At 63.0% G+C, this 20,981-nt stretch carries 18 protein-coding genes and 1 tRNA gene; 15 read left to right on the top strand and 4 right to left on the bottom strand.

Annotation, left to right across the window (positions count from 1 at the left end):
• The first annotated feature begins 2 nt into the window (after nucleotides 1-2).
• The 5 genes from ACE3PP_RS01530 (at nucleotide 3) to ACE3PP_RS01510 (ending at nucleotide 4,463) form a co-directional block, all read left to right on the top strand.
• Nucleotides 3-941 carry an MlaD family protein gene (locus ACE3PP_RS01530; protein WP_374377411.1) on the top strand — a complete coding sequence of 313 codons (939 nt, stop codon included), beginning with the start codon at nucleotides 3-5 and terminating at the stop codon, nucleotides 939-941.
• Nucleotides 938-1,588: an ABC-type transport auxiliary lipoprotein family protein gene (locus tag ACE3PP_RS01525; RefSeq protein ID WP_374377410.1), complete on the top strand. Its 651-nt coding sequence runs from the start codon at nucleotides 938-940 to the stop codon at nucleotides 1,586-1,588. The genes ACE3PP_RS01530 and ACE3PP_RS01525 overlap by 4 nt, the downstream gene beginning before the upstream one ends.
• 35 nt (nucleotides 1,589-1,623) lie before the next feature.
• Entirely contained in the window at nucleotides 1,624-2,946 is a 1,323-nt protein-coding gene (locus ACE3PP_RS01520; protein WP_374377409.1) for an aspartate aminotransferase family protein, read from the top strand.
• Nucleotides 2,947-3,081: 135 nt separating this feature from the next.
• Entirely contained in the window at nucleotides 3,082-4,188 is a 1,107-nt protein-coding gene (locus ACE3PP_RS01515; protein WP_374377408.1) for a DUF2336 domain-containing protein, read from the top strand.
• Nucleotides 4,185-4,463: a hypothetical protein gene (locus ACE3PP_RS01510; RefSeq protein WP_374377407.1), complete on the top strand. Its 279-nt coding sequence runs from the start codon at nucleotides 4,185-4,187 to the stop codon at nucleotides 4,461-4,463. The genes ACE3PP_RS01515 and ACE3PP_RS01510 overlap by 4 nt, the downstream gene beginning before the upstream one ends.
• 17 nt (nucleotides 4,464-4,480) lie before the next feature.
• Here the strand turns inward: ACE3PP_RS01510 and ACE3PP_RS01505 are convergent, their stop codons facing one another.
• The 4 genes from ACE3PP_RS01505 to ACE3PP_RS01490 all read right to left on the bottom strand — a co-directional run bounded on the left by ACE3PP_RS01505 (nucleotide 4,481) and on the right by ACE3PP_RS01490 (nucleotide 10,190).
• Nucleotides 4,481-6,181, bottom strand: coding sequence for a PHA/PHB synthase family protein (locus ACE3PP_RS01505; protein ID WP_374377406.1), 1,701 nt, complete (start codon nucleotides 6,179-6,181; stop codon nucleotides 4,481-4,483).
• Nucleotides 6,182-6,506: 325 nt separating this feature from the next.
• A complete protein-coding gene (locus tag ACE3PP_RS01500; protein WP_374377405.1) occupies nucleotides 6,507-8,516 on the bottom strand; it encodes a methyl-accepting chemotaxis protein in 2,010 nt (669 codons plus the stop codon).
• Between the two features lie 423 nt (nucleotides 8,517-8,939).
• A tRNA-Pro gene (locus ACE3PP_RS01495) sits at nucleotides 8,940-9,016 on the bottom strand.
• A 151-nt stretch (nucleotides 9,017-9,167) separates the two neighbouring features.
• Nucleotides 9,168-10,190, bottom strand: a complete 1,023-nt coding sequence (locus ACE3PP_RS01490; protein WP_374377404.1) for a polyprenyl synthetase family protein — start codon at nucleotides 10,188-10,190, stop codon at nucleotides 9,168-9,170.
• Between the two features lie 144 nt (nucleotides 10,191-10,334).
• Here ACE3PP_RS01490 and ACE3PP_RS01485 point away from each other — a divergent pair, with 144 nt between their 5' ends.
• The 10 genes from ACE3PP_RS01485 (at nucleotide 10,335) to ACE3PP_RS01440 (ending at nucleotide 20,810) form a co-directional block, all read left to right on the top strand.
• Entirely contained in the window at nucleotides 10,335-10,562 is a 228-nt protein-coding gene (locus tag ACE3PP_RS01485) for a DUF2007 domain-containing protein (RefSeq protein ID WP_374377403.1), read from the top strand.
• Nucleotides 10,563-10,576: 14 nt separating this feature from the next.
• Entirely contained in the window at nucleotides 10,577-11,311 is a 735-nt protein-coding gene (locus ACE3PP_RS01480; RefSeq protein WP_374377402.1) for a tRNA1(Val) (adenine(37)-N6)-methyltransferase, read from the top strand.
• A 33-nt stretch (nucleotides 11,312-11,344) separates the two neighbouring features.
• Nucleotides 11,345-11,584, top strand: coding sequence for a hypothetical protein (locus ACE3PP_RS01475; RefSeq protein ID WP_374377401.1), 240 nt, complete (start codon nucleotides 11,345-11,347; stop codon nucleotides 11,582-11,584).
• Between the two features lie 199 nt (nucleotides 11,585-11,783).
• Nucleotides 11,784-12,689 (top strand): glycine--tRNA ligase subunit alpha, encoded by a 906-nt coding sequence (locus ACE3PP_RS01470; protein ID WP_374377400.1) that lies wholly within the window; start codon nucleotides 11,784-11,786, stop codon nucleotides 12,687-12,689.
• Between the two features lie 3 nt (nucleotides 12,690-12,692).
• Nucleotides 12,693-14,861: a glycine--tRNA ligase subunit beta gene (glyS, locus tag ACE3PP_RS01465; protein WP_374377399.1), complete on the top strand. Its 2,169-nt coding sequence runs from the start codon at nucleotides 12,693-12,695 to the stop codon at nucleotides 14,859-14,861.
• Nucleotides 14,862-14,869: 8 nt separating this feature from the next.
• Entirely contained in the window at nucleotides 14,870-17,557 is a 2,688-nt protein-coding gene (gene ppdK, locus ACE3PP_RS01460) for a pyruvate, phosphate dikinase (protein WP_374377398.1), read from the top strand.
• 139 nt (nucleotides 17,558-17,696) lie between these two features.
• The gene (meaB, locus tag ACE3PP_RS01455) at nucleotides 17,697-18,620 is read left to right on the top strand and encodes a methylmalonyl Co-A mutase-associated GTPase MeaB (RefSeq protein ID WP_374377397.1); all 924 of its coding nucleotides are present in this window, start codon (nucleotides 17,697-17,699) and stop codon (nucleotides 18,618-18,620) included.
• A gap of 8 nt (nucleotides 18,621-18,628) precedes the next feature.
• Nucleotides 18,629-19,237, top strand: a complete 609-nt coding sequence (locus ACE3PP_RS01450; RefSeq protein WP_374377396.1) for a CDP-alcohol phosphatidyltransferase family protein — start codon at nucleotides 18,629-18,631, stop codon at nucleotides 19,235-19,237.
• Nucleotides 19,234-20,157, top strand: coding sequence for a phosphatidate cytidylyltransferase (locus ACE3PP_RS01445; RefSeq protein WP_374377395.1), 924 nt, complete (start codon nucleotides 19,234-19,236; stop codon nucleotides 20,155-20,157). The genes ACE3PP_RS01450 and ACE3PP_RS01445 overlap by 4 nt, the downstream gene beginning before the upstream one ends.
• Nucleotides 20,158-20,159: 2 nt before the next feature.
• Nucleotides 20,160-20,810 (top strand): lysophospholipid acyltransferase family protein, encoded by a 651-nt coding sequence (locus tag ACE3PP_RS01440; RefSeq protein WP_374377394.1) that lies wholly within the window; start codon nucleotides 20,160-20,162, stop codon nucleotides 20,808-20,810.
• Nucleotides 20,811-20,981 lie beyond the last annotated feature (171 nt).

The following is a 20,981-nucleotide window of genomic DNA, read 5'->3' as shown; positions in this document are numbered from 1 at the left end:
TCATGGAAACGAGAGCGCGACATCTGGCGGTTGGCAGCTTCGTGCTGCTGCTCCTGGCGGGCGCCTTCATCTTCGTGCTGTGGGTGGCGAAGTTCCAGGGACAGGTCGCCTACAATTCCTATTACGCCCGCTTTGCCGGCTCGGTCTCGCAATTGCGCGTCGACAGCACGGTGAATTTCGGCGGCATTCCGGTCGGCCGCGTCACCGATGTCCGCATCGACCCGGAGGATAGCGGGCTGGCGCGGGTCGATTTCCAGGTGCGCGACGGCACGCCGATCCGCGTCGACTCACAGGCGACCCTTGAACTGCAGAGCATCGCCGGCGGTGTCGGCATGTCGCTCTCGCGCGGCAACTCCTCGCAGCCTTTGCTGCCGCCGGGCAGCGAAGTGCCGGCGGCGGCATCGGCATTGGAACGCCTCACCCGCCAGGCGCCGGACCTCATTGCCAAGATCGACCGCATCGCCAACAACCTCAACGCCATGCTGTCGCGCGAGAACCAGCAGGCCCTGACCGATACGCTCAACAATCTGCGCGACCTATCCGCCGGGCTCAAGGAGCGCGGGCCCCAGATCGACGCGCTGATCGCCGACAGCGATGCCGCGGTGAACCGCGTGGGGACCGCCGGCGATGAATTCAGCAAGCTCGCCGCCGATCTGCAGAAGACCCTGGGGCCAGCAGCGAAGGAAGCGCAGAAGGCCGTCGATGCTTTCGAGAAGATGGCCAAGTCGTTCGAGCAAACGTCCGACCAGATGAACGCGATGGTGGCGGAGAACCGCGAACCCTTACGGCAATTCTCCGGCACCGCGCTCTACGAGGCGACCGACCTCATCGCCCAGATGCGCGATCTCGTCGCCTCGATGGCGCGCATTTCGCAGGAATTGGAGCGCGATCCGGCGCGCTTCTTCCTTTCCGACCGCAACAAGGGTGTGCCAGCGCCATGATCGAATTCGTGACTCATTCGGCCGAGGACCAATTGAAGACGTCGATCACCCGGCGCGCCGCACTGCTCGTCGGTTCTGCCGGCCTGCTCGCCGCCTGCAACGTGATCCCCGAGGTGGACAAGCCGCTCAACCTCTATTCTCTGTCGCCCAAAGTCGGTGCCGTCTCGGCGCCGTCGACGCTCGACTGGCAATTGGTGGTGGCTGAGCCGAAGGCCGGTGCGGACCTTGCCACCAATCGCATTGCGCTGACGCGGTCCGCCAACCGCATCGAGTATTTCGCCGAAGGTGTCTGGTCGGACGCGGCACCGGCCCTGGTGCAATCGAAGCTGATTGAAGCCTTCGAGGATGTGGTCCCGCAGCTCGCCGTCGGGCGCGATTCCGCCGGGCTCAAGCCGGACTATATCCTGCAATCGGAGCTGCGCGATTTCGAAGCCGTCTATGCAGGCGGCAGCGGCGAGGCGCTGGTGCGCATCACCGCCAAGCTGGTGAAGATGCCGGAACGCAAGATCGTCAAGTCGATCTCGGCCGAGGCCCGGCAGCCGGCGAGCGGCGCCGGCCTTCCCGGCATCGTCGGCGCCTTCGAAGCGGCGCTGGCGCAGGTCTTCGACAAGCTGATCGGCGAAATCCTCACTGCTCCCCAATCCTGACCGACACCTCACATCAAAAAGAAGATCGACGCATCATGAGCCATGTCCTGCATCGCGACCTGCGCAACCCGCTGCCCGCCGCCGTCAAAGGCGACGGTGCCTATGTGATCGACAGCGCCGGCAAGCGCTATCTCGACGCGTCGGGTGGGCCGGCGGTTTCCTGCCTCGGCCACAGCCACCCGAAGGTGATCGAGGCCGTGCGGCAGCAGGTGGGCGACATCGCCTTTGCCTATTCAGCCTTTTTCACGCATCCGGCGATGGAAGCTCTGGCCGACAAGCTGACGGCGCAGGCGCCAGCGGGGCTCAATCATGCCTTCTTCGTTTCCGGCGGGTCGGAGGCGATCGAGGCGGCAATGAAGCTCGCGCGCCAATATTTTCTCGAGATCGGGCAGCCGACGCGGCGCCACTTCATCGCGCGACAGCGGAGCTATCACGGCAATACGCTGGGCGCCCTGTCTCTCGGCCATGATTTCAACCGGCGCCAGACCTATGAGCCGCTGCTGCTGCCGGTGACGCATATCTCGCCCTGCTATGAGTATCGCGAGCGCCACAGCGACGAGAGCGCCGAGCAATATGGCATCCGCATCGCCGACGAGCTGGAGGCGGCGATTCTCAAACAGGGACCGGAAAATGTGGCGGCCTTCTTCGCCGAGCCGATCGCCGGTTCATCGCTGGGCTGCGCCGAACCGGTGCCGGGCTATCTCGCGCGGCTGCGCCAGATCTGCGACCGCTATGGCGTGCTGCTGGTGTTCGATGAAGTGATGTGCGGCATGGGCCGTACCGGCTATCTCTATGCCTGCGCCGAGGACGGCGTGGTGCCGGATATTCTCACGATGGCAAAGGGGCTGGGGGCGGGCTATCAGCCGATCGGCGCGTTCCTCGCCCACGACAAGATCGTGGGTGCCCTCGAAAAAGGATCGGGCCAGTTGAAGCACGGTCACACTTATGCGGGCCATACGGTCGCTTGCGCGGCGGCTCTGGCCGTGCAGACCGCGTTCGAGGAAGAGAATCTCCTGCCGCGGGTGCGCGACCTCAGCGCCAAGTTGCGGGCGCGTCTCAATGACAGTTTCGGCCAGCATCCCCATATCGGCGACATTCGCGGGCGCGGTCTCTTCATCGGCCTGGAACTCGTGGCCGATCGCGAGACCAAGCAAGCCTTTGATCCTTCCGACAAAAAATGGCTCAAGTTCCGTCAGGCCGGATTCGAGGAAGGATTGATTACCTACCCCGCCGGTGGCTGCATCGACGGCAAGAGCGGCGACCACATTCTGCTGGCTCCGCCTTTCAACCTTGCCGACAGCCAACTCGACGAGATTGTCGACAAGATGGGACGCGCGTTGAAGCGCGTCGTTGGATGAACGCTAAGTATGTGATTGCGCGAAAATTTTAGGTATTATCGTGCGATCCGTTGTGACTCCCTTAACCAATTGCAGGTTAGGGATGAGCGTGCACAATGGGGCGTGTGATGCCCCTCATGACTGGAGAACGCCTCGATGGCAGGGATGCTGACCGAAGCCGATGTCCGCAAGTTGATGACGGATCCCTCGGCCGATTCACGGGTCGAGACAGCGACCAAGGTCGCCAAGGCATTCTACGAGACGGAGCTGTCAGCATCGGAGCGACAACTCGCCGAAGAGATATTCCGCATCATGGTGAAGGATGCCGAAGTCCGCGTGCGTGAGGCGCTCTCGGTCAATCTGAAGGCGAGCCCCGAACTGCCCAAGGACGTGGCGCTCAGTCTCGCGCATGATGTCGAGATCGTGTCGCTGCCGGTGCTTGAATTCTCGACCGTGCTGTCGGACAGCGATCTCATCGACATCATCCGCATGTCGGGCGCCGAGAAGCAGACGGCGGTCGCCAAGCGCGCCAATGTTTCGGGCGACGTCGCCAATGCGCTGATCGATCACGGCAAGACGGGCCAGGTGGTGGCGACTTTGGTCAACAATCCGGGCGCCGCGCTCAAGGATGCCGAGCTCGAGAAGGCTTTCGCCAAGTTCGGCGCCGATCCCGACGTCAACAATTCGCTGGTGGCGCGTGCCAACCTGCCGCTGCGCGTTTCGGAAAAGATCGTGGCGCGGGTCTCTGAATCGCTGCGCGAGCATCTGCTCTCGCACAAAGAAATCTCGGCCGAGATGGCGGCCGATCTGGTCCTGCAGGCGCGCGAGCGGGCGACCGCCGGCCTGCTGCCGCCCGGGTCGAAATCGGCCGACGTGGTCGATCTGGTGAAGCAGTTGCGCGACACCCGGCGCCTCACCCCGTCCCTCATCCTGCGCACGCTCTGCACGGGTGACCTCGGCTTCTTCGAGGCGAGCCTTGCAGTTCTTGCAAACATGTCCATCGTGAACGCAAGAGTGCTCATCCACGACGAAGGTAAGCTCGGGTTGCAGTCGCTCTATCAGCGGACACCCTTGCCGGCCAATCTTTTCCCGGCCTTCCGTGTTGCCTTCGACGTGGCGCGGGAGACGGAATATGACGGCGGCGTCAACGATAGAGCGCGGTTTTCTGCCCGGGTCATTGAACGCGTCCTCACCCAGTTCGAGGATATCGGCAATGACAACCTTGAGTATTTGATGAAGAAACTCAAACAGTTAGCGGCATGAAAAACATCTCTCGCATTCTTATCGCCCTTGTCACCCTTTCCGCCACCCCAGCCTTCGCCTGCGATCAGCAGGAAGCCGTCGATCTCATGGTCAAGGTATCGACCGCACTCGGTGAAAAAGCCGGTGCCGCCCAGACCGAGGAAGACAGCCAGCGCGTCGTCGCTGCCAACGCGAAGATGAACGAAGGTGGCGAAGCCCTGGCCGCCGGCAATCCGGACAAGGCCTGCGAAATCTACCGCGCCGTGGCCCAGGAAGAGGGCATTCCGCTGAAATAAGGCCGGCAGCGCTCTCTTTAGCGCTGCAGCACGTAGCGACCGGGTGCGGCACCCAGGCTTGGGGGCGGTGCCGGCGGTGTCACGCGCTGTCCGGAATGGGCGGCGAGCCAGCTCTGCCATTCCGGCCACCATGAACCTTCCTGTTCGGGGGTCGCTGCGAACCAGCTTTCCGGGTCGCGGTAGCGGTCGCCCGCTTCCTTGGTGGAAACGCGGTAATGGCGCCCGTCCTTGCCCGGCGGGCTGACGATGCCCGCATTGTGCCCGCCGCTTGCCAGCAGGAACGTGACCTCGGTCGCCGGATGGAAGGTGATCTTGTGGACCGACGTCCAGGGGGCCACATGGTCGCGCTCGGTGCCGATCGCGAAGATGGGAATGCGGATGTCGGCCAAGTTAATCGGCCGCCCGTCGACCATGTGCTGGCCGCGCGCCAAATTGTTGTTGAGGAACATGCCGCGCAGATATTCGGAATGCATGCGATAGGGCATGCGGGTCGAATCCGCGTTCCAGGCCATGAGGTCCGTCATCTGCGGCTGCTGGCCGAGGAGATAGAGGCGCAGCACCTGCGACCAGATGAGGTCGTTCGAGCGCAGCAGCTGAAAGGCGCCGGCCATCTGCTTGGTGTCGAGATAGCCTTGTTCCCACATCATGTCCTCAAGGAAGCGGACCTGGCTGTCATCGATGAAGAGCGTCAACTCACCGGCCTCGGTGAAATCGACCTGTGCCGCAAGGAGCGTCATTGAATTGAGGCGATCGTCGCCGTCGCGTGCCATCGCGGCGGCCGCGGTCGCCAGCAATGTCCCGCCCAGGCAATAGCCGGCGGCGTTGATCTTGCGCTTCGGCAGCGCCTGCGAAATGTGATCCAGCGCCGCCATCACGCCGAGGCGGCGGTAATCGTCATAGGAGCGGTCGCGATCGGCCGAATCCGGATTCTTCCACGAGATGATGAAGACCGTGTGGCCCCGGCTCACCAGATATTTCACCAGCGAATTCTCGGGCGACAGGTCGAGGATATAGTACTTCATGATCCAGGCCGGCACGATCAGGACCGGTTCGGCATGGACCTTTTCCGTCTGCGGGCGGTACTGGATGAGCTCGATCAGCTCGTTGCGATAGACAACCTCACCTGCCGTGACGGCGACATCCTTGCCGGGCACGAAGGCCTCGGCGCCCACCGGCGGCTTGCCGGCGATGAGACGTTCCCAATCGGCCGCGAACTGGCGCGCGCCGCGTTCGAGATTGGCGCCACCCTCGCGCAATGTGGTTTCCAGCACTTCCGGGTTGGTGGCGATGAAATTGGCCGGCGAGAAGACATCAAGCATCTGCCGCGCGGCGAAGGAGACCATGTCCTCATGATGGCGCGAGACGCCCGGCACTTCGGTCGTCGCGTTGTGCCACCATTGCTGCGTCAGCAGGAAGGATTGCTGCATCAGGTTGAACGGGAAACGCTGCCAGTCGGGCGCGCTGAACCGCTTGTCCTGGGCAAGGGGCTCGATGCAATTGGCGGCGGTCAGGCCCTGCTGCGCGCAATTGCGTGCATAGTTGGCAAGCTTCAGCGATTTGCGCACGGCCTTCTGCACCAGATGCGCCTGCTTCCCCGGCGACATGGCGAGGTGCACCGCCCAATCGGCATAGGCTTCGAACAACGAGGCGGGTGAGATACCGAAGGTGAGGCGCGCGAGTGCCGCATGGACCTGGCGGTCGATCGTCTCGGGGCTCATAGATCCCCACAGCAGATCCCGCTCCGGCGGCTCGGCCAAGTGAGGGGCCGCATCAGGCTGCCGGGTTGGGGCAGCGGGCGCCGCCACAGGAACCAGGGCGTTGGCCGGTGCCTTGCGTATTTGTGGCTTGCGCGCCCGCGATTTAGGTTGGCCAGCAGCCTTCATCTCTCGCTCCGAAGATGGGTATGCAGCAAAGATGGGTTGCCGGCGGCCAATCCGCAAATGATTTTGCTGCACTGCGACGAGATGGGCGCCAATGTGGAACGACCCCGCCGGACGGTGTGGCCGAGCGGGGTCGCTGCGCTAGGTGGGGTTCGTGCGAAGGCTAGGAGGCGCGAACGGTCCTCAGGAACTCGCTGACCTGGTCCTGGAGATGAACGCCGTTCTTGCTGAGCTCCCGGGCCGCTTCCAGCACTTCACCGGCTGCCGTCCCGGTCTGTTCAGCCGCTTCGGTAACGCCGGAAATGTTGGACGAGGTTTCCTGTGTCGCCAGGGCCGCCTGCTGGACGTTGCGCGAAATTTCCAGCGTGGCCGCGCCCTGTTCTTCGATCGCCGAGGCGATCGTCGTTGAAATCTCGCGGACTCGGCTGATCGTGGTCGTGATACTGCCGATGGCCTCGGCGGAATTGGCCGTTGCTTCCTGGATCTCGCGGATCTGCCCGGCAATCTCGTCGGTTGCCTTGGAGGTTTGGGTTGCCAGTGTCTTCACCTCCGAGGCGACGACGGCGAAGCCCTTTCCGGCTTCTCCGGCGCGGGCCGCTTCGATCGTGGCGTTGAGGGCGAGAAGGTTCGTCTGGCCGGCGATATCGTTGATGAGACGCACGACATCGCCGATCTTCTGCGCCGCCGCCGCCAGGCTCTGCACCTTGGCATTGGTGTCGTTGGCCTGGGCGACAGCCTCGCTGACAATGCGGCTCGACTCTGTGACCTGGCTGTTGATCTCGGCAATCGACGCCGAAAGCTCTTCGGTTGCCGATGCCACCGTTTGGACGTTTTGCGTCGTTTCCTCGGATGCAGCCGCAACGGCATTGGCCTGGCGCGTCGTCTGCTCGGCGGTTACCGACATCGACTGCGCTGTCGACTGCATCTGCGTCGCCGCGGAACTCACGCCGCTCACCACGCCGCCGACATTGCGTTCGAAGCGATCGGCGAGTTCCAGCATCGCATGCCGGCGCTGCTCTTCGGCCTGCCGTTTCATCGCTTCCTGCTCTTCGCGCAGGCGTTCCGCTTCGATCATGTTCTCCTTGAAGACCTGGACGGCCTGCGCCATCGCACCGATTTCATCTTTTTGACCACGGGCGGGGATCTCGATGCCCTTGTTGCCTGAGGCCAGTTGGGCCATCGCGCCGGTCATGGCGGTGATCGGCCTGGTGATGCTGCTGGCGACGATCCAGCCGATGGCGATGCCGAGCACGATGGCGACGCCGGCGATGGAAACGGCGACGGTCTTGCCGGTGTCCATTGCGGCACTGGCGATGGGGCCGAGCTTATCCTGCCGTTGCGAGGCATCATCGGCCATGGCGCCGAACTTTTCCGAGGCCTCGCCGCCGATCTTGCTGATGTCCGCATAGATCCGGTTGGCGGTTTCAATCGCTGTATGAAGCGTTTCGAAGCTGGCCATGTAATCCTTCAGGATTTCGACGGCACCACCCAGGACCTGCTTGCGCTGAGCGTCTTGGGTGCCCGCGATCAGGGCCGCCGTCGTTTTGTCCAGCGTCGCGCCGAACTGGGTCGCCTGATCCACGAAGTCCTGCTTGTTGTCGGTGCGAAACTTGGTGACGGCCAAGCGGAGCGATTGCAGCGTCACCATCGCATCCGCGACCTGGGCGGCCATCGCCACATCGTTGCTGCTCTTCGCCGCCTCGAGCTGGTCATTGTAGGCGCTGGTAAGTTTGGGCCCGATCTCGTTCATATGAGCGAGGATGGTTTCGGCGCTTTCGCGCTGATCGGCCATCTGGCTGAAGCCATCGAGGTATTTCGTGACGAGGTCGCGGACGTCCGTCGCCATTTTGATATCGTCTGGGTCGATGAAGATCGATGCGGATTTGTCGATGGCGCCGATCAGGGCAGCACCGGCGTCGACGACCTTTTGCCGGTTCTCGGCATTTGGCGCCAGGGCATAGCCGCGCACCATGACGCGCGTCGCCCAAAGGCCCGAATTCCAGTTGAGCGCGGTCTTGGTCTCACGCGCCAACTGGCGATAGTCGCTGAAGGAGCCCTTGGCCCCGTTCAGGCTGACAAAGGCGCCACCGGCAATGACGGCGGAAAGAACGAGGAGGACGCCGATCCCCAGCGCCAGTCTCTTTCCGATCTTCAAATTCATCCAGAAACCCATGTGAAATCTCCGCAGTTTTACCCCAGGCAAGGCCCATTCCTCCGCCGGCTCTGGATCGCGCAGAGCTTCGGCGGCAAACGTTAAGTAATCATTTCAAGAAACGGCACCCCGGCGAATAAAACTTAAGATTAATAGGAAGAAATCTCGTGCCTGCCGGCAAAAACAACTAAGAATGAACCTTTCAATCTTGCAACTCTCGCGTCTGTAGATCGGGAGAGCGCGAAGTTGTTTTCCTTTATTTCAGCCAATGAGATTGTTGGGAGATTTACTTTGAATGACGCGGTTTCATTCAGAAATTGCGTCTGTATGTCTCAACTCTACTGAACGAAGAGTCTGCGCAACGCCGCGCGAAAGCACAGCGAGCGACCCTGATCGGGTGAACGACCCTGATCCGGCAACATGGCGATGTGTGAGGAGATGAAATGGTCGGAGTGAGAGGATTCGAACCTCCGGCCCCTACGTCCCGAACGTAGTGCTCTACCAGGCTGAGCTACACTCCGACCCGAAACGCCCGGGTCCTGGAAGTGCCGGGCGGCGAAACGCGGTGCCTTATAGCCGCTGGGACGGGAAGGTGCAAGCCCGCCTTGACCTCGGCCGCAAACTTTGTGGGCGGTGCCCAACCTATTGAGCGGGAAGCCCCTTTTTCGGCCTTTAGAAGCCGCGCTCGATGCAGAAATCGACCACATCAATGAGGGCGCGCTTCTCCGGGCCTTCCGGGAAGATGCCGAGCGCGTCGCGGGCGATGGCGCCGTAATGGGCGGCACGGGCGACCGTGTCCTTGAGGGCGCCGTGCTTTTCCATCAGCTGGATGGCGTGGCGCAGATCGCCTTCCGCCTGCTCGACCTGCTCCAGGGTCCGCTGCCAGAAGGCGCGTTCCTCGGCATCGCCGCGGAGGTAAGCGAGAATGACGGGGAGGGTGATCTTGCCCTCGCGGAAATCGTCGCCGACGGTCTTCCCCAGCGTTTCCTGCTTGGCGGAATAGTCGAGCGCATCGTCGATGAGCTGGAAGGTGATGCCGAGATTGAGGCCGAAGCTCTGCAGCGCGTCTTCCTCGACCTTGGGGCGACCGGCCACCACGGCACCGACTTCGCAGGCGGCGGCGAAGAGGGCTGCGGTCTTGCCCTTGATCACCTCGAGATAGGCCTGTTCCGTGGTCGCGGTGTCGTTGCTGGTCATCAACTGCAACACCTCGCCCTCGGCAATGACGGCCGACGCGGTGGAGAGGATTTCCAGCACCCGCAGCGAGCCGTCGGCCACCATCAATTGGAAGGCGCGGCTGAAGAGGAAATCGCCGACCAGGACCGAGGCCTTGTTGCCCCAGACCGCATTGGCCGAGGCCTCGCCCCGGCGCAGCGCGCTTTCATCGACGACATCGTCGTGCAGAAGGGTCGCCGTGTGGATGAACTCGACGCAGGCCGCCAGTCCCGCCGCGCGCTCGCCGTGATAGCCGCACATGCGCGCGCTGGCGAGGGTAAGGAGCGGGCGCAGGCGCTTGCCGCCGGCCGCGATGATGTGACCGGCCAGCTGCGGGATGAGCTGCACGTCGCTCTGCATATGCCGCAGGATGAGATGATTGACGCGATCGAGCTCGCCGCTGACCATGTCGGTCAGCCGGTCGAGCGCATCGCCCTTGGCATCCTTGCGCCCGGTTTCGAGATTGACGATAACGGCCACGCGTGAAATCCCTACCTAAATTCTTGAGAAAAACCTTATCTCGCGCGAGCATAGCCGCTATCCCCGTTCGGTCAAGCCAACCGGCGGGCGGGGCCGCGACATATCGGCGCGGGGGCGGCAAGGCCATAAAGGGGGAATGGTAAATTGCGGGAACTGATCCGCTCAGGTGATCCGGTTAGGCTGTCCTTCCTGACGGCGCTTTTGGCCGATGCCGGCATCGACTCCCTCATCCTCGACACGCATTCCAGCATCATGCAGGGCAGCCTCGATATCCTGCCGCAGCGCCTGATGGTGGCCGATGACGATCTGGCGCGCGCGCGCCGGGTGCTGATCGAAGCGGAGGAAATGCGTGCCGACGAGGCGACATCTTGATGGAAACAAGTGGGATGGAAACCAGCACGGACCGGGTGCTCGGCAACCGGCTGCAATTGATGCAGCCCAAGGACGGCTATCGCGCGGCGATCGATCCGGTGCTGCTCGCCGCCTTCGTGACGGCGCAAGCGGGCGAGAGCGTGCTCGATCTCGGCTGCGGCGTCGGCACGGCGGCGCTGTGTCTGGCTGCGCGCTGCCCGGATGTCGCGGTGCTCGGCATCGATCTGCAGCCGCAACTGATCGCTCTTGCCCACAACAATGCGGCCGCCAATGCGTTGAGCGCGCGCGCGCGCTTCGAAAGCGGCGACCTCCTCGATTTCACGCGCGGCGGCTTCGATCATGTGATGGCGAACCCGCCTTATCTCGCACGGGAGCGCGCATCCATCTCGCCCAACCCCATCAAGGCGCTCGCCAATGTCGAAGGCGATGCCAAGCTCGCCCACTGGGTCGACCGCGCCATCGCCAGTGCGCGTAAGGGTGGCTCGGTGAGTTTCATCCACCGCGCCGATCGTGCCGGTGAACTCCGAACGGCGATGGAGCGGGGCCTAGGGGCGCTGGTCGAACTGCCCCTGGCGCCGCGCGCGGGCGAGGCGCCGAAACGCGTGCTGATGCAAGGTATCAAGGGCGCGCCATCGGCTTTCAGGCGTTGCGCGCCCTGGCCGCTGCATGCCGCAGACGGCACCTTCACCCCGGCCACGGAACGCATCCTGCGCGATGCTGCGTCACTGCTGCCCACCGAGCTTGCTTGACCGTTGGGGTTCGAGGCCGCTAAATCTCGCCCCATGTTCGGTCTTCCCAGCTTCCCCAAGCTTTTCATCATCGCCGCCATCATCGCGGTCGTGTGGTATTTCATCCGCCGTGGCCAGGTCGCCCGGTCGACCCAGAATGACGCATCGGCACCGCAAAAGCCGGGCGGCAAGGGCGCCAGCCAGAAGCCGATCGAGGACATGGTTCAGTGCAAATCCTGCGGCGCCTATTTTCCGGCGACGTCGACCTGTTCCTGCGGCCAGCCGCAGCGCTAAGTGTCCCCGCAGGGGATCGACCGGGCTGCTGACAACGCTTTCCTGCCCAAGTCACACGAAAGAGGCGGATTCGCGCGCTTTTTTGCGGGCGAGGCGCCCAGCCTTTGCTTGATAAAGCGTCGGCGGCTGAGTATGTTGCGCCGCACCAAGAAGCCGCAAATGGCCAGCCCGGATGAAAATTGAAGGGGATCAAGTCATTATGCCCGCCGAGGCAAAGCCTGCGCGCCGGAAACCCAACCCTGAGACCTGTTTCCAGGCTCTCATCCTGAAGCTGCAAGCCTATTGGGCGAGTCATGGCTGCGTCGTCCTGCAGCCCTACGACATGGAAGTCGGCGCCGGTACGTTCCACTGGGCGACGACCTTGCGGGCGCTCGGCCCCAAGCCCTGGCGTGCCGCTTACGTGCAGGCCTCGCGCCGGCCCAAGGACGGCCGCTATGGCGAGAACCCCAACCGCCTGCAGCACTATTACCAATTCCAGGTCATCCTGAAGCCATCGCCCGCCGACAGCCAGGATCTCTATCTGGGATCGCTCAAGGCGATCGGCATCGATCCGCTCGCCCACGATATCCGCTTTGTCGAGGACGATTGGGAAAGCCCGACGCTCGGCGCCTGGGGCTTAGGCTGGGAAGTCTGGTGCGACGGCATGGAAGTCAGCCAGTTCACCTACTTCCAGCAGGTAGGCGGACTCGAATGCGATCCCGTCTCGACCGAACTCACCTATGGCCTTGAACGCCTCGCCATGTATGTGCAGGGCGTCGAGAGCATCTACGATCTCGATTACAACGGCCACGGCATGACCTATGGCGACGTCTTCCTGCAATCCGAGCAGGAACATTCGGCCTTCAATTTCGAGCGCGCCAACACCGAGACGCTGTTCAAGCATTTCGAGGATGCCGAGAAGGAATGCGCGGCATTGCTCGGCGGCAACAAGGCGCTGCCGTTGCCGGCCTATGACCAGGCGCTCAAAGCCAGCCATCTCTTCAACTTGCTCGATGCGCGTGGCGTCATTTCGGTGACCGAGCGCCAGGCCTATATCGGCCGCGTGCGTACGCTGGCCAAGGCCTGTTGCGAAGCCTGGGAAGCAACGCAGAGAGAGGGGGCATAAGCTATGGCCGAACTCCTCCTCGAACTCTTCTCCGAAGAAATTCCGGCGCGCATGCAGGCACGTGCCGCCGAAGATTTGCAGCGCCTCGTCACCGACAAGTTGAAGACCGCCGGTCTCGCCTTCACATCGGCCAAATCCTTCGTGACGCCGCGCCGCCTGGCGCTGGTCGTCGACGGCTTGCCGCTCGCTCAGCCGGACGTGAAGGAAGAAAAGAAGGGCCCGCGCGTCGGCTCGCCGCAACAGGCGGTCGATGGGTTCCTCAAATCCGCCGGCCTTGCCTCGCTGGATCAATGCGAAAAGCGCGACACGGGCAAGGGCGAGTTCTACTTCGCCGTCGTTGAGAAGAAGGGTGTGGCGACGTCTGCCATCCTGCCGGAGATCATCCTCGCGGCGATGAATGATCTGCCCTGGCCGAAATCGATGCGCTGGGCCGCCAACACGCAGCGCTGGGTGCGGCCACTGCACAGCATCGTTGCTCTTCTTGATGGACAGGCTCTTTCCGGCGCCTTTGAATTGGGTGGCGACAAGGTCGCCTTCGGGAACAAGACCAAGGGCCACCGCTTCCTGTCATCCGGCGAGATCACCGTCACGAACTTCGCCGACTATCAGGCGAAGCTCAAAGCCGCCAAGGTCATTCTCGATCAGGCCGAGCGTCGCGCGGAGATCAAGCGCCAGGCGGAAGCTGCAGCGGCCAAGGAAGGTCTCACCGTCAAACAGGATGAAGGCCTGCTCGACGAAGTGACGGGTCTTGTCGAATGGCCGACGGTGCTGGTCGGCAAGATCGACGATGAGTTCATGTCGGTGCCGCACGAGGTGCTGACCACTTCGATGCGCGTCAATCAGAAATATTTCGCGCTGCTCGACAAGAATGGAAAGCTCGCGCCGCGTTTCCTCGTCACCGCCAATATCGAGGCGAATGACGGCGGTGCGGCGATCGTCCACGGCAATGAGCGCGTGCTGCGCGCGCGCCTGTCGGACGCCAAATTCTTCTGGGACCAGGACCTGAAAGTGAGCTTGGCCGAGCGCACGCCGCAGCTCGACACCATCACCTATCACGCCAAGCTCGGCTCGGTGGGGCAGAAGGTCAGCCGCGTCAAAGCACTGTCGCGTGAGCTTGCGAAGTTCATTCCCGGCTGCGATGCGGGTCTCGCCAATCAGGCGGCGGGCCTTGCGAAGGCCGATCTCGTCTCCGGCATGGTGGGCGAGTTCCCGGAACTCCAGGGCATCATGGGGCGTTACTATGCGCGCCATGAGAATTTGCCTGACGCCGTCGCCGATGCCATTGCCGATCACTACAAGCCGCTGGGACCGGGCGATACCTGCCCGAGCGCGCCGGTGAGCATCGCCGTCGCCTTGGCCGACAAGATCGATACCCTCACCGGTTTCTTCGCCATCGACGAGAAGCCGACGGGTTCGAAGGATCCGTTCGCCCTGCGCCGCGCGGCACTGGGCATCATCCGCCTTATCCTCGAGAACAAGCTGCGTTTTAGCTTGAGAGCAGTATTGGATACGTCGCTGCTGAACTACGTTCGAGATATCGATACGGACAAGTATCGCGGTTTTGACCCGCTTGGGCAGATTCCAGCAAAGGGCAAAATCGAAACGCGTCTAGACAACAAGAGAATCCTTGCGGAACGAGATGTTACGCTAAGTGATCTGTTGGAGTTCTTTGCAGATCGGCTGCGTGTTGTTCTGAAGGAGAGTGGTGTTCGGCACGATTTGATCAACGCGGTTTTTGCGTCGGGCGAAAGCGACCTTACTCGCCTATTAGCGCGGGTCGAAGCTCTAAAGGGCCTTCTCACACAAAAAGAAGGGGTTGACCTTCTCGCTGCATTTAAACGCGCCAACAACATCTTGCGAATAGAAGAAAAGAAAGACGGAAAGAGGCACGAGGGGAAAGTTGACCCCAGAACATTCGTGCTGGCCGAAGAAGAAGCGCTCAACACTGAACTTGAATTTGCGATCAGAGGCGCGAAGGAAAAACTTGAACTGGAGCAGTTCGGACTTGCGATGGGATATCTCTCACGCATTCGCGACAAGATTGATGCCTTTTTCGAGAAGGTGATCGTTAACGATGCCGACGTTTCGCGAAGGCTAAATCGATTGCAACTTCTGAATAAGTTTACCTCCACACTGTCTTCAGTGGCGGATTTCTCAAAGATCGAAGGGTGAATGTTGCCATGACGAAGTGGGTCTATCATTTCGGTGGCGGTTCGGCTGAAGGCCGTGCCGATATGCGCAATCTGCTGGGCGGCAAGGGCGCCAACCTCGCTGAAATGTCGGCGCTGGGCCTGCCGGTGCCGCCGGGCTTTACCGCAACCACCGAAGTCTGCACCTACTTTTATGCCAACGGGCGCAAGTATCCGGCTGAACTGACGGCGCAAGTTGAAGCCGGCATCGCGCATATCGAAAAGATCGTCGGCGTGAAGTTCGGCGACCCGAAAGCGCCGCTGCTGGTCTCCGTGCGTTCAGGTGCGCGCGTTTCCATGCCGGGCATGATGGATACGGTGCTCAATCTCGGTCTCAATGACGAGACGGTAAAGGGCCTCGCCGCCAAGTCCGGCGATGCGCGCTTTGCCTATGATTCCTATCGCCGCTTCATCCAGATGTTCGGCAACGTCGTGCTCGGCGTCGAGCATCACAATTTCGAGGACATCCTCGACTTCCACAAGCAGGACAAGGGCGTCAATCTCGACACCGAACTCACCGCCGAGGATTGGCAGAAGATCATCGCCGACTATAAGGCGAAGGTCGAAGAGGAACTCGGCAAGCCCTTCCCGCAGGACCCGAAGGAACAGCTCTGGGGTGCCATCGGCGCCGTGTTCGGCAGCTGGAACATCCCGCGCGCCGTCACCTATCGCAAGATCAACAACATCCCCGAAGATTGGGGCACCGCCGTCAACGTGCAGGCGATGGTGTTCGGCAATATGGGCGAGGATTGCGCGACCGGTGTCGCCTTCACCCGCAATCCGTCGACCGGCGCCAACGAATTCTACGGCGAATATCTGATCAACGCCCAGGGTGAGGATGTGGTGGCGGGCATCCGCACGCCGCAGCACCTCACCATTGCCGGCAAGAAGGCCAATAATTCGACCCTGCCGGCGATGGAAGAAACCATGCCGGACGTGTTCGGCCAGCTCATGAAGGTGCGCGACCAGCTCGAGAAGCATTACACCGACATGCAGGATATCGAGTTCACGGTCCAGCAGGGCAAGCTCTATATGCTGCAGACCCGCAACGGCAAGCGCACCGCCCAGGCGGCGCTGAAGATCGCCGTCGACATGTGCGCCGAAGGTCTCATCAACAAGAAGACGGCGGTGGCGCGCATCGAGCCGGCTTCGCTCGATCAGCTGCTGCACCCGACACTCGATCCCAAGGCGAAGAAGGATGTCGTCGCGCGCGGCCTGCCGGCAAGCCCCGGTGCCGCCTGCGGCAAGGTCGTCTTCACCGCCGACGAGGCCGAAGACCGTGCCGCCAAGGGCGACAAGGTCATCCTGGTGCGCGTCGAAACCAGCCCTGAAGACATTCACGGCATGCATGCGGCGGTCGGCATCCTGACCACGCGCGGCGGCATGACCAGCCACGCGGCGGTGGTCGCGCGCGGCATGGGCCGTCCCTGCGTCTCGGGCGCCGGCGATCTCCGCGTCGACGCCGCGCAGAAGGTCATGGTGGTGAAGGGCCAGAAGATCGCCGAGGGCGATCTCATCACCATCGATGGCGGCACGGGTGAAGTGATGGTCGGCGCCGTTCCGACCATCGAGCCCGTTCTTTCCGGCGATTTCGCCAAGCTGATGGGCTGGGCCGACGAGTTCCGCCAGCTGAAGATCCGCACCAATGCGGAAACGCCGCTCGATGCGCGCACCGCGCGCCAGTTCGGCGCCGAAGGCATTGGCCTGTGCCGGACCGAGCACATGTTCTTCGACGGCGACCGCATCATCGCCATGCGCGAGATGATCATGGCCGAGGATGTGGCCGGGCGTAAGAAGGCGCTCGCCAAGATCCTGCCCATGCAGCGCCAGGATTTCGTCGAGCTGTTCCACATCATGAAGGGCTTGCCCGTCACGATCCGCCTGCTCGATCCGCCGCTGCATGAATTCCTGCCGAACAGCCGCGCCGAGATGGCCGAAGTGGCCGCCGCCGCCGGCATCTCGGTAGAACTGGTGGCGCATCGCGCGTCGCAGCTCCATGAATCCAACCCGATGCTGGGGCATCGCGGTTGCCGCCTGGGTATCACCTATCCTGAAATCTACGAGATGCAGGCGCGCGCCATCTTCGAGGCGGCGGCGGAAGTGAAGGCGAAGCAGGGCGATACGGCTGAACCCGAAATCATGATCCCGCTGGTCGGCATCCCCAAGGAGCTGACCCTGATGCGCGAGATCATCGACCGCGTCGCCAAGGAAGTGGCCGAGAAGAGCGGCAGCCCGATCCCCTATTCGGTCGGCACCATGATCGAATTGCCGCGCGCGGCGCTGCTCGCCGGTGAGATCGCCAAGGATGCGGCCTTCTTCAGCTTCGGCACCAATGACCTGACGCAGACGACCTATGGTCTCAGCCGCGACGATGCCGCGCGCTTCATCCAGTCTTATGAGCGCCAGGGCATCATCGAGCGCGATCCCTTCATCACGCTCGATGTCGAGGGTGTCGGCGAGCTGGTGAAGATCGCCGCCGAGCGCGGCCGCAAGACGCGCCCCGATATCAAGCTCGGCATCTGCGGCGAACATGGCGGCGATCCGGCCTCGATCCATTTCTGCGCCAAGGTCGGCCTCAACTACGTCTCCTGCTCGCCCTACCGCGTGCCGATCGCCAAGCTTGCCGCTGCGCAAGCAGCCTTGACCGGCGATCAGTCCGGCCGCAAGGGCGAGGGGTGAGGCGGGTAGACGATACCCTCCTCCCAATCCTCCCCCTCAAGGGGGGAGGGCTTGCTTTCGAATTCGCTGTTCCTGTCGAAGTCAACACCGCCACCCTCCCTCCCCCCTTGAGGGGGAGGGTCGGGGAGGGGGGTATGGCGTGACCGATCTTCCGACATTGCGCACCGGCAGCAAGGCCGCCATCGCCCGCGTGCTGGCGCGTCTTGAATCCAATCCGGACGATCCTGAGATCGTCGCTTTGCTCAACGCCGCTTACGTGGCGCCGATGGCGCAGGTGATTGGCCTCACGGGGCCGCCGGGCGTCGGCAAGTCGACGCTGGTCGGCGCGCTCATCACCGCCTATCGCCAGGCCGGCAAGCGGGTCGCCGTCATCGCCATCGACCCATCCTCCAAACGCAGCGGCGGTGCCTTGCTGGGTGATCGCACGCGGCTGCGGACCGATCCGGAAGATGATGGCATCTTCGTCCGCTCGATGGCGGCGCGTGATCAGTTGGGTGGGCTCGCGGAGATCACCTTCGCCGCGATGGTCCTGATGCGGGCGCTTTACGATCTGGTGCTGATCGAGACCGTGGGTGTGGGCCAATCGGAAACCGATATCGCGCTTGCCGCCGATACGATCATCTTCTGCGTCCAGCCGGGCTCGGGCGATTCCCTCCAATTCATGAAGGCGGGCATCGTCGAGATTCCGGACATCGTCGTCGTCACCAAGGGCGATCTCGGCCGCGCTGCCACGCGGGCAAGGGCCGATGTGAAAGGTGCCCTCGGTCTCAATGAAGGGCGCCTCGACAAGGATGCCTGGTCGGTGCCGGTGCTCATCGTCTCAGCCAATGCGGCCGAGGGGATCGATGCCTTGACCGGGGCGGTCGCCGATCATGCTGCGTGGCTCGCCGAAGGCGGCCGCGGCGCGGCGAAGCGCCAAGCCCAGGCGGCGGCTTGGGTCGAGGCGGCCGTCAAGGAACGCTGGGGGCGCGAGGGGCTTAAACGCCTATCCGGTGCCTTGGTGACGGCGCGCACAGCGGAATCCCCGTTTCTGGCCTTGGCGGGAATCGCGCGCCAGTTATAGTGGCGCGCATGGCATCCGTTTATGATCTCAAGCCACGCTTCGTGGCGCTTCTCAGACCCGTGGCGGCCGGACTGGCCGCGCGCGGTGTCTCGGCCAATGCGGTGACGCTGGCGGCGATGCTGGCCTCGATCCTGGTCGGCCTGATCCTCGCCCTGTGGCCGGACTGCCTGGGCCTGTGGCTGATCCTGCCCGTCTTCCTGTTCCTGCGCATGGCAGCCAATGCCGTCGACGGTATCCTGGCGCGCGAGCATGGGATGAAGTCGCGCCTCGGCGCCATCCTCAACGAAGTGGGCGATGTCGTCTCCGACACGGCGCTCTATCTGCCCTTCGTGCTGCTTCCCGCCGTCAACGGTTTCTGGGTGATCCTTGCCGTCATCATCGCCATCATCGGCGAGATGACCGGCATCCTCGGCCAAGTGGTTGGCAACAGCCGCCGCTATGACGGACCGATGGGCAAGAGCGACCGCGCGGCCATCTTCGGCCTCATCGGTTTCCTGATCGGCATCGGCGTGTCCCTTGACGGTTGGATCAACTGGGCGATGGCCGCGATCGCGCTCTTAGGCCTCGTGACGCTCCTCAACCGTGCCCGCAAGACGCTCGCCGAGACGCCAAAATGATCTTCGATATCGCCCCCAATGTGGCCTATGCGCTGGCGGCCGTCTTCGGCCTGCTGATCATCGCGAGCGGTTTTGCCTGGCCGCAGCGCCATAAGAAGCGCGAACTGTGGCTACGCACCCGGACCTGGTGGGTGATCATCGCACTCCTCGGCCTCTCGATTGCGTTGCCGTCCTGGGTTCCGATCGCGCTCTTCGGCCTCATCTCGTTCCTCGCCTTCAAGGAATTCGTGACGTTGATCCCGACGCGCCGCGCCGATCATCGCGTGCTGCTCTGGGCCTATCTCTCGATCCCGCTCCAGTACTATTGGGTCTCGATCGGCTGGTACGGGATGTTCATCATCTTCATCCCGGTCTACATCTTCCTCGCCCTGCCGTTGCGCATGGTGCTCGCCGGCGAGACGCAGGGCTTCATCAAGGCCGCCGGCACGGTGCATTGGGGGCTGATGATCGCTGTCTTCTCGCTGAGCCATGCTGCCTACCTGCTGGCACTGCCGGCGGCGGGCAATCCGGTCGCGGGCGGCGACGGGCTCCTCCTCTATCTGCTGCTGCTCACCGAGATCAACGATGTCGGCCAATATTGCAGCGGCAAGCTTCTGGGGCGACACAAGGTGATCCCCAAGGTCAGTCCCAACAAGACGGTCGAAGGGCTTGCCGGCGGCGTCGTCATCACCACGTTGGTCGCGACGCTGGCCGCGCCCTATCTCACCCCACTTGCCTGGTATGAAGCGGCCGGCATCGGCTTCGTGCTGGCGCTGGCGGGCTTTGCCGGCGACGTCACCATCTCGGCCGTGAAGCGGGATCTAAAGCTCAAGGACAGCGGCAGCCTGCTGCCCGGTCATGGCGGCATCCTCGACCGGGTCGACAGTCTCACCTTCACGGCACCGCTCTTTTTCCACATCGTCTATTTCCTGCATTACTGACGATGTCGCGCTGGCTGCGGCTGCTCTTCGCCATCCTCGTCCTGCGGCCCGTCGCCTTCATGATGCTGGGCCTCACCGTGCGCGGGCGCGAGAATCTGCCCGCGTCGGGGCCGGCGATCGTCATCGCCAATCACAACAGCCATCTCGATACGCTGGTGCTGCTGTCACTGATGCCGCTCGGCCTCCTCGACAAGGTGCGGCCGGTTGCGGCGGCGGATTATTTTATGAAGAACCGCTTTCTCGCCTGGTTCAGCCTGACCTTGCTTAACATCCTGCCGCTGGAACGCGGGCAAGCGTCGCGCGGCGAAGATCCGCTCGCTGAAAGTGCCGCCGCCCTCGACCGGGGCGAGATCCTCATCGTCTTTCCCGAAGGCTCGCGCGGTAGCGCCGAAGTGATGGGCAAGTTCAAGGGCGGCGTCGCGCGGTTGAAGGAACGCTATCCGGACGTGCCCGTGATCCCCGTTTTTCTGCAGGGTGCCGGCAAGGCCTTGCCGCGCGGCGAGATCGTGCTGGTGCCCGTCGTGGTCGATGCGGTGGTGGGATCGCCGCTCAATTGGAGCGGCAATCGCGCGAGCTTTACGCTGGCGATGGAAGAGGGTGTCCGCGCCCTCGGCGCACATCTGCCGAAGGTGTTCGACGAGGATGAGGATTAGCGGCGGCGCCATAATGTTGATGGCAACCTGCACTTGGCCCCCCGCCTACTCGGCCTGCGCCGACACCCCCACCCAACCCTCCCCCTGAAGGGAGAGGGCTTTTGGTCTGAGTTCGCATGCGCATTGCGGCAAACTCGGTGCTATCCCCTCTCCCTTCAGGGGGAGGGTTGG

This window comes from Dongia sp. (assembly GCF_041910485.1).
Classification (GTDB): domain Bacteria; phylum Pseudomonadota; class Alphaproteobacteria; order Dongiales; family Dongiaceae; genus Dongia.
The sequence above is the reverse complement of the archived record's forward strand: the minus strand, read 5'-3'. Positions and strand labels throughout refer to the sequence as shown.

Coding starts and splice junctions, on each gene's coding strand:
- ACE3PP_RS01530 (WP_374377411.1), top strand. CDS start 3: ATGGAAACGAGAGCGCGACATCTGGCGGTTGGCAGCTTCGTGCTGCTG.
- ACE3PP_RS01525 (WP_374377410.1), top strand. CDS start 938: ATGATCGAATTCGTGACTCATTCGGCCGAGGACCAATTGAAGACGTCG.
- ACE3PP_RS01520 (WP_374377409.1), top strand. CDS start 1,624: ATGAGCCATGTCCTGCATCGCGACCTGCGCAACCCGCTGCCCGCCGCC.
- ACE3PP_RS01515 (WP_374377408.1), top strand. CDS start 3,082: ATGGCAGGGATGCTGACCGAAGCCGATGTCCGCAAGTTGATGACGGAT.
- ACE3PP_RS01510 (WP_374377407.1), top strand. CDS start 4,185: ATGAAAAACATCTCTCGCATTCTTATCGCCCTTGTCACCCTTTCCGCC.
- ACE3PP_RS01505 (WP_374377406.1), bottom strand. CDS start 6,181: ATGAGCCCCGAGACGATCGACCGCCAGGTCCATGCGGCACTCGCGCGC.
- ACE3PP_RS01500 (WP_374377405.1), bottom strand. CDS start 8,516: ATGGGTTTCTGGATGAATTTGAAGATCGGAAAGAGACTGGCGCTGGGG.
- ACE3PP_RS01480 (WP_374377402.1), top strand. CDS start 10,577: ATGGAAACCAGCACGGACCGGGTGCTCGGCAACCGGCTGCAATTGATG.
- ACE3PP_RS01475 (WP_374377401.1), top strand. CDS start 11,345: ATGTTCGGTCTTCCCAGCTTCCCCAAGCTTTTCATCATCGCCGCCATC.
- ACE3PP_RS01470 (WP_374377400.1), top strand. CDS start 11,784: ATGCCCGCCGAGGCAAAGCCTGCGCGCCGGAAACCCAACCCTGAGACC.
- glyS (WP_374377399.1), top strand. CDS start 12,693: ATGGCCGAACTCCTCCTCGAACTCTTCTCCGAAGAAATTCCGGCGCGC.
- ppdK (WP_374377398.1), top strand. CDS start 14,870: ATGACGAAGTGGGTCTATCATTTCGGTGGCGGTTCGGCTGAAGGCCGT.
- ACE3PP_RS01450 (WP_374377396.1), top strand. CDS start 18,629: ATGGCATCCGTTTATGATCTCAAGCCACGCTTCGTGGCGCTTCTCAGA.
- ACE3PP_RS01445 (WP_374377395.1), top strand. CDS start 19,234: ATGATCTTCGATATCGCCCCCAATGTGGCCTATGCGCTGGCGGCCGTC.
- ACE3PP_RS01440 (WP_374377394.1), top strand. CDS start 20,160: ATGTCGCGCTGGCTGCGGCTGCTCTTCGCCATCCTCGTCCTGCGGCCC.